This window comes from Poseidonibacter lekithochrous (assembly GCF_018861145.1).
Taxonomy (GTDB): Bacteria; Campylobacterota; Campylobacteria; order Campylobacterales; family Arcobacteraceae; genus Poseidonibacter; species Poseidonibacter lekithochrous_A.
This window is the reverse complement of the sequence record NZ_JAHKQT010000011.1, coordinates 1-11748: the sequence shown is the minus strand read 5'-3', so window position 1 is coordinate 11748 and position 11748 is coordinate 1. Positions and strand designations below refer to the sequence as shown.

3 protein-coding genes and 1 pseudogene are annotated in these 11748 nt (G+C 30.2%); all 4 read left to right on the top strand.

Features of this window, described 5'->3' with window-relative positions; all coding sequences use genetic code 11:
* Positions 1–7595: Ig-like domain-containing protein (locus KO488_RS04685; protein WP_216057634.1), on the top strand; the 7595-nt coding region annotated here is incomplete at its 5' end.
* Between the two features lie 69 nt (positions 7596–7664).
* Positions 7665–8267 (top strand): transglutaminase-like cysteine peptidase, encoded by a 603-nt coding sequence (locus KO488_RS04680; RefSeq protein ID WP_216057633.1) that lies wholly within the window; start codon positions 7665–7667, stop codon positions 8265–8267.
* Positions 8264–10165: a LapD/MoxY N-terminal periplasmic domain-containing protein gene (locus KO488_RS04675; RefSeq protein ID WP_216057632.1), complete on the top strand. Its 1902-nt coding sequence runs from the start codon at positions 8264–8266 to the stop codon at positions 10163–10165. Before KO488_RS04680 ends, KO488_RS04675 begins: the two co-directional genes overlap by 4 nt.
* Positions 10166–10376: 211 nt before the next feature.
* A pseudogene (locus KO488_RS04670) lies at positions 10377–11683 on the top strand (IS256 family transposase).
* The last annotated feature ends 65 nt before the right edge of the window (positions 11684–11748 follow it).

The window sequence follows — 11748 nt, the reverse complement described above, 5'->3', positions numbered from 1 at the left end:
ATGTACAATTATCAGGAGATAAAACAGTACAAGAAGCAGAAGGAGCAAAACTTACACATACAATAACACTTGTAGATGATAAGGGAGAAGTAGTAGTTCTAGGAAATGGAGAAACAATAACAGTATCTTTAGCATACTCAAATGATGGGACTTCAGCAGATGACTTTAGTACAAAATATACAGAAGTAACAATAACAGGAGATGGATCAACAACAAGTTTCGATTTCTCAAATATCGTAAGTGATGATTTCTTAAATGAATTAAGTGAAAGTTATGATGTAAAAATAGATGCAATAACAAATCAAAGTGGATACTTTGAAAATATAGTTGTTTCAGATGTAAATTCAGGAAAAGGGACAATCTTAGATAATCCAGGAACATTACCAGTAGATCCAGAAAATCCAGAAGTACCAGGAACACCAGGAACGCCAACAGAGCCAGATCCAGAAGATCCAGAAAACCCAGCATATGGAAGTGAAGATACAGTATATGTACAATTATCAGGAGATAAAACAGTACAAGAAGCAGAAGGAGCAAAACTTACACATACAATAACACTTGTAGACAAAGATGATAATCCTATTATTTTAGCAAATGGTGAAACTATAACAGTAGAATTAGCTTATACAGTTGGAGACACAGCAACAGATGCAGATTTTGATCCAGTTAGAGTTACTTCTGTTACGATTACAGGAAATGGAACTGATAGTAGTTTTACATTCTCAAATACAATTACTGAAGATTTAATTAATGAAGGTACTGAAAGTTATGATGTAAAAATAGATGCAATAACTAATCAAAGTGGATACTTTGAAAATATAGCTATAGCAGATGTTGCTAATGGAGCTAAAACAACAGTTAATGCTGCTAAAGGAACAATCACAGAAGAAGTTGAACTTAGAAATGAAGCTGAAACTGTTGTTGAAGGTGCTTCTACAATTACTAGTACTACAGAATCTTTAAATTTACTTGCTAATGATGAATTAGGAGTAGGTGGTAAAATCGTAAGCTTTGAGTACAAAGATGAAGATGGAAATACACAAACTGCTACTTTAGTAAATGGGGAAGCAACTGTTAATTCTCAATATGGAGATATAACTATTGAGGAAGATGGAACTTGGAGTTTTACTCCTGATGCTACTGAAAACAATTTAAATGGTGTTGATGATATCTTTACTTATACAGTTCAAGATAGTACAGGTACAACAGGAACGGCAACATTTACAATTAAAGTAACAGATACAAATCCATCTGCAACTGCACCAGATAGCATTTTAGATGAAGATGATTTAGTTAATGGAAGTGATACAAATAAGGAAAGCTTAATAGCAGAACAAACTTTAGTTATAAACAAAAACCAAGATGATATTAAAGATGTAACTTTTGATGCTGCAACTATTACAGCATTAGATGCACTTAACTTAGAATCGAATGGTGCTAATATTACTTATACTTTAAGTAATTCAGGTCATACAATTACAGCAAATAATGGTAGTGTTGATGTATTTACAATCGACTTACTTAATACAAATGATGCAAGTGGTGATACTCAAAAATATAAATTTGAACTACTTGATACAATTGATCATCCTACAATTGATGCTCAAGATAGTATAGACTTACCATTTAGCTTCAATATCTCAGATATTGATTCTAGTGTGGCTGGTTCAGAATTTAAAGTAACAATAGTAGATGATGTACCAACTGCAAATACTGAAGCTAAACTTTCTGTAGTAGAGGGTGGAGTAGAACTTACAGGTATGGTTAATCTTCTTGATAACGATGTAAAAGGTGCTGATGAACCACTTACAACTATTACAGGATTTACATATACAAATGAATTGGATGAAGTTGTAGATGGAACATTAGGTGAGCAAATGAATACTAAATATGGTTCATTAACGGTAAACAGTGATGGTTCTTGGTCTTATACTTCAGATGCAACTGAATCAAATGAGAGTGGAGATAATGGTACTACTGAAAATGATGCAGTTACAGATAGCTTTACTTACACAATAACTGACTTCGATGGAGATACTTCAAGTGCAGTTCAAGATATTGATGTGACTGATGGAGCTAATCCAACTATTGACCCAGCTGATTTAACTATTACAGAAGTTACTCTAGGTAGTGCTGTATCTCTTAATCCTTTTACATCATCAAATAATGCTTTAAATGTAGAAAAAGGAAGTGATGAAATTGCAGATACAAAATTTGCTCTTGCAAGTATTGCCACATTAACAGCACTTGGTATTCAATCTGCTGGTGAAGATTTAGTTTATGCATTATCAGCAGATAAGCATACTATAACAGCTACACGAACAACAGGAGGAGAAGAGGTATTTAAGATAGTTATTACAGATCCTGCATCTACAGATGCAAAATATGACTTTACACTTTCACTACCAATTGACCATACAAAAGCAACAAATGATGAAGAATGGACATTACCATTTAGTGTATATACTGTTGATACTGATAACTTTACTACAGAAGGAGATATAGAAGGAATTAACGCTGATGATGATGCAATTGATACTTTTAATGTAACAATCCAAGATTCTACTCCAAGTGCAGTTGCTTCAAGTATAGAAACAAATGAAGATACGTCTAAAACTATCCGTTTAAGTCAAGATGATTTTGGAGAATTTAAAATTACGCCAACTAACAATACTGAAGTTACAGTAGGAGTAGGTGATACAAATAAAGTAGATATTTATGATATCAATGGTGATGATGTTATAGGTACTCTAACAAATAATGGAGATGGAACAGTTACTTTCACTCCAGCAGATGACTATAGTAATTATAATGTTAATCCAACATTTGACTATACAATTACAGATAATGATGGAGATACTGCAACAGCGACTGTTACTATTAAAGTAAATCCTATAGCAGATGCACCTGGTGTGACTGTAGCAGATGTAACTACAATCGAAGATGCAAATAGTGCTAATGATACTGGTAATGAAAGAGAAGGTGAAAATAGTGTAGCTCTTGGTTTAACAAAACCAACATTAAGTAAAGATCAAATAGACCAAAATGATGTAACAACAACTGCAACGGGAGATAATCCTGAACGTTTAGGGTATATTGAACTTAAATTTGCAAATGGTGAAGCTGTTAATGGTGCAGTTATTGAAAAAGTTAATGGAGATGACTTATTTACTCTTTCATCAAACAATCAAGTTGTGAAAATATTTATCACTGATGATGCAGAGTATCACCATGCAGGTTTAAATCCTGATACAGATTCAGGAACAATTCTTAAACTTACAACAGAAGAATACCAAGGTCTAAAAATAATTCATGCAGAAGATAATGATACTGATATTAAAATAAATATCAAAACAACATCGTATGAAGTAGATGATGCTGGAGTACCATTAGGTACTTCTGTTGATTTAACTGAAAGTAAAAGTGCTAATATGACTGTTAAAATCAACCCAGCTACTGATGATATTTCATTGATTTGGGATACTTCAACAGGTGGAACAATAAGTGCAGACAATAAGACTTTTACTTTTGACACTAAAACAGAAGGAGGATACTTTGATACTCCAATTGATTTAAAAGATATTCTTACAAAAACAAGTGGAACGCAAAATGATACAACTCCATTGCTTGGAGATTTAGACGGTTCAGAAAAAAGAACTTATACGGTTTCTGGTATTCCTGAGGGAACTGTTATTACTGTAGGTACACAAACAGCAGTTGCTGGAAGTGATGGAATAGCAACTCTTGTATTTAATAATACAAACAATAAAGACGCAGATCCAGAATTTTCTATGAAATTACCTGAACAATATAGTGGAACAGTAAATGGAACAATTAAATTAAGTGTACAAGATATAGGTGTAGATAGCGGTGATACACCAAGTAATCCTAAAACAGCAGAAGTTTATTTCAATGTTGAAGTTACTCCAGTAGCAGATTTAGCAACTATCCAAGTATCTCAAGCTGTTGGTTTTGAAGATGCGGGAAGAAGTAAAGGTAATACTGAAGATAAAGATGGAACAATCGACAAACCAGAAGATGGTATTGCTCTTGATATCAAAGTAAGTTCAGATGATAAAGATGGTTCTGAGACATTTAATGTAACTATAAGTGAAGTTCCAGATGATGGGGCGATTTACTACAATGGTGGATTATATAATAAAGATGGTTTTATTAGTGGAACAGATGATACTAATGTTTCAGTTGATAATAGTGGAACAGGTTGGGCAATAACTATTAACGAGTATGACAATAATATCTTACCAAAATTTATCCCAGCACATAATGATGACACAGATTATACTTTAAATGTATCAGCAGAAACTAAAGATGGAGATAGTGTTGCCGCTCCTACTGTTACAAATATAAATGTAATAGTTAAAAATGTGGCAGATGCACCTGTTGAAACAGATTTAAATGATAATATAAATGTAAATGAAGATAATCAACTGAATTTAAGAGATATTTACTCAACTCCTGCAAATCTTGTATCTTATGATAATTCAGAAGAACTTACAGTTAAGATAGAACTAACAGATGGATTTACTATAGATTCAGGTAGTCCATTTTATATAGAAGATGGTTTATATGTTGTAAAAGCAAGTGATATAATTGATGGTGATATCAAACTTGTTGTACCTGAAAACTTTAGTGGAAATGCTAGTTTTGATTTAACTTATGTTACTACTGAAAAAGCAGGTGAAAATGATAGTAAAACTTGGGATCCAGTTACTGTTAGTATTTTTGTAAATCCAATTGCTGATAATGTTGTAATCACTGAGACTTCAACAATCTATGAAGATGCAGATGGAAGTGCAAATAAGTTAAATCTAAAACCTACTTTAATTGATGCTGATACAGCTGGTGAAGAAACTATTGCAAGTATTAAGTTTTTAGCTACTGAAGTTCCTGCTGGATATAAACTATATTCAGATGAAAATATGACTAATGAATTAACAGAAACTGCAGCAGGATACTATGAACTTACAGCTGAAGAAGCTGATAGTGTATATGTAAAAAATACAGCAGATCATGATCTAAATAATGTTGATAGTTTTGATTTATCTGTAATATATACTGTAACAGATACAAATACAAGTACAGATACAAATGATTTTACTCATACACACACTGTAAATGTAAAAGCTGTAACGGATGCTCCAACTTTAACTGTAGGTGATATTACAACAGAAGATAATATAACAATTGATAATGAAAATGATACTGTAACTGTAAATGCTGATGACTCAGAATTTAATGTAGCAGTTACAACATCAAGTCCTGATGCTGATGGAAGTGAAACAGTTCAAAAAATAGTGATTTCAGGTGTTCCTACTGGTGTGTCTGTTGAGGGTGCTACTTACTATGGTTATTCAGGAAGTGAAGCTAATGGTATTTGGGTTATTACAGCTCCAACAGATAATGATTTAGATACTGATGGTGCATTAGAAAATATTAAGTTTAAAATAAATTCAGGTGCAGATTTTGAAGATAGGGAAATGACAATCACTACTTATACAAAAGATGGTGCAGACGCAGAAGTAAAAGAAGCTTCTCAAACTATAAATATTGTTAGGAACTATACTCCAGGAACAGAACCTGGAACACCAGCAGAGTTAAATTTAGCATTAAAAGCTACAGTTCCAGATATTGACGAAGATGTTCAATTTAACTTAGGAAGTATTTTAGAAGTTACTCAAGTAACTGCAGGTAATGCAGCTAGTCAATCAGTTATAACTTTTACAGATATTCCTGAGGGTTCTACTGTTAGTGGATATGATTATTCTTATGAACAAGATGGGAAAACTCACTATGTAGTTACTGGAAATGGTAATGTATCTGATATGAATACAGTGTTATCACAAGTACTTATCACAACTCCAAAAGATATGAACTCTGGGCAAGAGGGAGATTTAAAAGGTAACTTTACATTAACAGCAGATATTGTAACAAGTCATAATGGTGCCTTTAAAGAAGGAAATACTGTAACACTAGATCCTGAAGCAACTATCTCACCTATAACAGATGCAATGACTGTAGCTGTAACAGCTGATAATATCAATGAAGATGGTAAAAGTAATCTTTCTATTACTTTATCAAATCCATCTGATGGAACTAAAACAGAGCTTGTTGGTAGTTCATTAACTATTAAAGTAACTGAAGATTGGAAAGATTCAAATACAAATGGAGAAGGAACTGAAGGTACTTTAACTCAAACAGGTACAGAGTATAATATAGTTGATAATAATGATGGAACATATACTATTACTAAAACAGACAATTCGCCATTTACAGTGGATACTGCAATCACAGGACTACAATATGCTCCTGCTTTAAACAGAGATGGAGATGTAAACTTTGAAGTAAGTGTTAAAAATAAAGAAACAGGAAGTACTTTAGAATTAGATTCAAAAGGTAACACAACTATCACAGTAAGTCCTGAAATAGATGTAGTTATAGATACAAGTGTTGTTACAGCAACTGGTACAGAAGATAAAGAAGTAACAGTTGGTTCTACAACATTAGGAAATTCTGTTAGACTTGAAATAACTACAGCTAGTATTGTTGATGGTTCTGAAAAGTATGGAAATATTATCTTAGATGAAGTTCCAAATGGTTTTACAGTTTGGTATAACGATGGTACAGATTTAGTTATGGCTACAAATATTGGAACAACTGATGGCGGAACATTTGATACAAATCCAGGTATCACAGGAGATGCCGAAGTAACTAGAAATAAATGGTTAGTTCCAGCAACATCTGATGGAAGTAAACCTGAGGTGTATATTAATGCACCAGAAAACTGGTCAGGTGAGTTTGATTTCAAAGCTAAATTTACAGTTAGTGAAGAAAATCTTTCAACAGTAACTCCTATGGATGTTGATGTAACAGGAAAAATAACTTCAGTAGCAGATGATATAACTATTGCTCCTACACTTACATTTGGTGATGCGTTTAGCTGGGTTGATTTAAAACTTAATGCAAATATGGAAGATGTAGATGGTAGTGAAACTATGAGTTTAGAGTTAACTGGGTTAGATCAATCAGCGCAATTCCAACTTACAGATGGAACAGCTGTAAATGCTACTTTAGACGGAAGTACTTGGAAATTAGATGGTATTGCATTTGATCAAATTAATAACATTCAGTTTATTCATGATAAAGATGTTACAAATGTTGGTGTGACAGCTAAAACAGTTGATGGTACAATAGTTAATACTATAGAAGCTATTGGCACATTTAAATTAGATGTTTCAGATGTTTCTGGAAATTTAAAACTAGATACTGGATTAAGTTTAAATTTTGATAATATTGATGCTTTATCAAGTAGTAATACTTTAAAAAATATTGATACGATAGATTTAAGTGAAAACGGTGAAAATAACCTTCTAAACTTATCTTTACAAGATGTAATAGATATGACAGATAGTAGTAATGAGCTTAAAATCACTGGTACAAGTGATGATGATGTTACTCTTAAAGGTAACTGGGAAAAAGGTTCAGAAGAATCTGGATTTGATGTATATACAAACACAGATGATGATACAGTAAAAGTGAAAGTACAAACAGATATTTCTGATGGTATAACTAACTAATCTAACAAAATAGTAAAGAGATAAATTTATTTATCTCTTTACCTATCTATATTTAGATATAATTAATGTATGAAAATATTTATAATTATCTTCTTTTTTATTTTTACTAGCTATTCAGCTAATTTTACTAGTGCTTCTCTTATTTCTAAGGTTGAAAAAAAGTACAATAGATTTGCAAAAAATAGATTTGTAGCATTAAATAAGTTATTAAAAAGACTTGACAATAGTAATACAAAGAAAAAACTTGAAAAAGTTAATGATTTTTTTAATGCTGTAAAATATGGTAATGATAAAGATGTTTATGGTAGAAGTGATTATTGGGCATCTCCTTATGAGTTTTTAGCCAGAGATAAGGGGGATTGTGAAGATTATGTTATTGCAAAATTTTTTGCATTAAAACAGTTAGGAATACCTTCTTCAAAAATGTTTTTATCTTATGTTAGATTAAAAGGAAAAAAAGAAGCTCATATGGTTTTATCCTATTTTGAAACACCTACTTCAGAACCACTAATCTTAGATAGTATAAGACGAATAATATTTCCAGCTTCAAAGAGAACAGATTTAAAACCAATTTATAACTTTAATCCAAATATTTTAAATAAGGGCAAAAAAACGACTGCTCACAAAAAATGGGATGTAGTTCTAAAAAAAATTAGGGAGAAAAAGATATGAGTTTATTTAAACAAGTTTCAATTGTATTATCTTTTATTTTTACAATATTATTTATATTAATAACGGTAGTTTCATTTAAAATAATAAAAGATTCTACAGAAAAATCTTTATATGAAAATGTACAAAATAGTGTAACAAGTATTAGTCTATCTATTACAAATGCAGGTACAGATCTTGGTTCTATAAAAACAGTTATAAATGCAAGTTTTGATAATGGAAATTATGAAAAAATAATTTTTAGAGATATGAATGAAGTAAGTATTTATGAAACATCAAAAGAGATAGAACCACAAGAAAAAGATATTCCCACATGGTTTATAAATTTTGTAGATATTGGTGAAGTTTCAGCTAAAGCAACTATTTCAAAGGGGTGGAATGTTTTAGGAACGATTGAAATATACAATGACAGAAGTATCTTTTATCAACAAACTTACGGAATATTTAAGAATCTTATCTATTCCTTGTTGATAAGTTTCTCTATCTTAACTCTTATTCTTTTCTTTTTATTTGGATATATATTAAGACCTCTTAAAATTATCAAAAAACAAGCAAATGCAGTGATGAAAAATGAATTTATTATTCAGGAGAAACTGCCTTTTACCACTGAATTCAAATCAGTAACTTTAAGCATAAATAGCATGATAAATAAAATAGAAAAAATGTTTGAAAATACAAATACTGTTTTAAAATTAAATAATGAACTTCTATATATTGATGAAGTAAGTAAATTACATAATAGAAAATATTTAAGACTAAAAGTAAATGAGTTTTTGGAAAAAGAAAATCCAAATAATCAAGGTATTATTGCTATTATTTCATTGAAAATTGATGAACTAAATAAAAAGTTTGGATATGTAAAAACAAATGACATTTTATTGAATTTTGCAAATATAATGAAAAAAGAGTTCGAAAATGATTCAAATATAATGGCTAGAATAAATGGTTCAGAATTTGTTATTTTATCTCCAGATATAAATAAAACAGATATGAAAGAATCTATATCAAAATTTATAAAAGATCTACATGAAAAAGTGGAACTTTTGAAAGATGAAATATTTATTGGTTTATTTAAATATGAGGAAGAACAAAATGCAAAAATACTTTTAACTAAGATGGATTATGTTATTTCTCAAGCTAAAACATTTCACGAGCAAGATTATTATTTTATTGAAGATATTGATAATTGTTTAACAAAAGAAGAATGGATAAAGATAATAAATATATCATTAGAAAAAGATTATTTTAAACTTCTTTATAGAGATATAGTAGATATAGACTTAAAAAATGTGTTATATAAAACTATAAGTTTTGAATTAAACTATGAAAATAACAACTTTTCTTATAAAGGTCTAATCCCTTCTATTCTAGCATTAGGTAGATTAAATGAAATTTATTTGTACATAATAGAAAGAATATTAAGAAATAATGAAAAAGAAAATAGACAAATCACTATACAATTACCAAAGGTCTTTGTTATAGATTTTAATAACTATTCAAAATTAAAAGAGTTATTTATTAAATATAAAAGCTTTGATAATAAAAATTTAATATTTGAAATTGAAGAAGAATCTTTTAACAAAAACTTAGAGAATACAACTATGTATATAAATTTATTTAAAAAATATAGTTTTGGTTTTGCTGTATTTAACTTCATAGCTAATAGTACGGATTATTTTTATTTAAAAGAATTAAAACCTTTATATATAAAAGCTTCAAAATATTTCTTATTAGAATCAGCACAGAGTTTAAGTGTTCTAAAAATATTAACTCAATCTTTGGATATAAAACTAATAGCAACTTCTGTAAATAGTATTGATGATATAGAAGTATTGTCTAATTTAGGGATAAATGCAATTTGTGGATCAGTTATGCAAGATTTAAATAAAGGTAAAAGTTAGAGAATTAAGAGAATATTATTCTAAAAATAAAAGGATAACGATATTTTAAATAGGAAAATAATTTAAATTTTAGTTAAGTTTTTTAATACCTAGATCATTTGTTATAATATATATTTTCAGAAGTCACTTTATAGAATTTTTTATAATCAATGGGGACTGTTCAAAAATCCGTGTCAATCTGGTAAAATAAAAAATACCAAAGGACACACGGATGAAAATAGAAATAGATGCTGAACAATTTGATAAAGATATTGGGATGCCCCTTGAGGGTAAAAATCTGGTAAAAGTATCGGTGGAAAAGATGGAGCATTAAGCTCATTAATAAAACAATTAACAGAAGCTGCACTTGCAGCTGAAATAGATTCTCATTTTACAGAAGATTTAAATAAAAATCGTAAAAATGGTTATTCTTCTAAGACTATGAAAAGTGAACATGGTTCATTTGAACTAGATGTTCCAAGAGACAGAAACGGAAGCTTTGAGCCTGAAATTGTAAAGAAAAATCAAACCAGTATGACAGATGAAATAGAAGAAAAAATTCTTGCTCTTTATTCCCATGGAAATAGTTATTCTCAAATAGCAAATTTAATAGAAGATATTTATGGTGTAGGTTTTCTAAGGGTGCTATTAGTGCTGTTACAGACGCCCTGTAAGAAGTGCCCTTTAGGTATAAAATAATACCAATGCTTCAAGAATGGAAAGTAAGACCACTAGAAGAAGTATATCCCTTTGTATTCCTTGATGCCATTCATTACAAAGTTAAGGAAGATGGACGATATATCTCTAAAGCTTTTTATACAGTCTTAGGAGTTAGAGTTGATGGTAAAAAAGAAATATTAGGACTTTATTTAAATGCACCCCAAGAGTATTTCCTCCCTACGGTCAGGGCAAAGTGAAGGTGCTAAATTCTGTTTGCAAGTTTTAACAGACTTACAACACCGTGGAATAAAAGATATACTCATTGCATCAGTTGATGGTATTAAAGGCTTTCCCGAAGCTATCAATTCTGTATTTCCAGATACTCAAGTTCAACTTTGTATTGTTCATCAAATAAGAAATAGTTTAAGATTTATAGGATCAGCAAATCAAAAACAATTTGCTAAAGAATTAAAATCAGTTTATCAAGCCTTTACTAAAGAAGAAGCTGAAATTGAACTTGATAAACTTGAAGAGAAATGGGGTAAGAAATATCCTATAGTTTTTACTTCTTGGCGAAATAAATGGGAAAATTTATCAGTCTATTTCGAATATCCAGAAGATATAAGAAGAGTAATTTATACAACAAATATTATAGAATCTGTTCATAGACAATTTAGAAATTTAACAAAAACAAAAGGTGTTTTCCCCAACGATAACAGCTTACTTAAATTGTTATTTATGGGGATTCAGAATGCCTCAAAAAAATGGACTGCGCCTGAAGGAAGTACTCTTGGGGTACCAGTAAGAAATTGGAGTTTAACAATTTCTCAACTCTCAATTTACTTTGAGGGAAGACTAGATAAAACATTAAATTTATGATTCAATTTTAGGAATTACTAGATGACTGACACGGATTATTGAACACTCCAGGCTTCTTCTGAAAA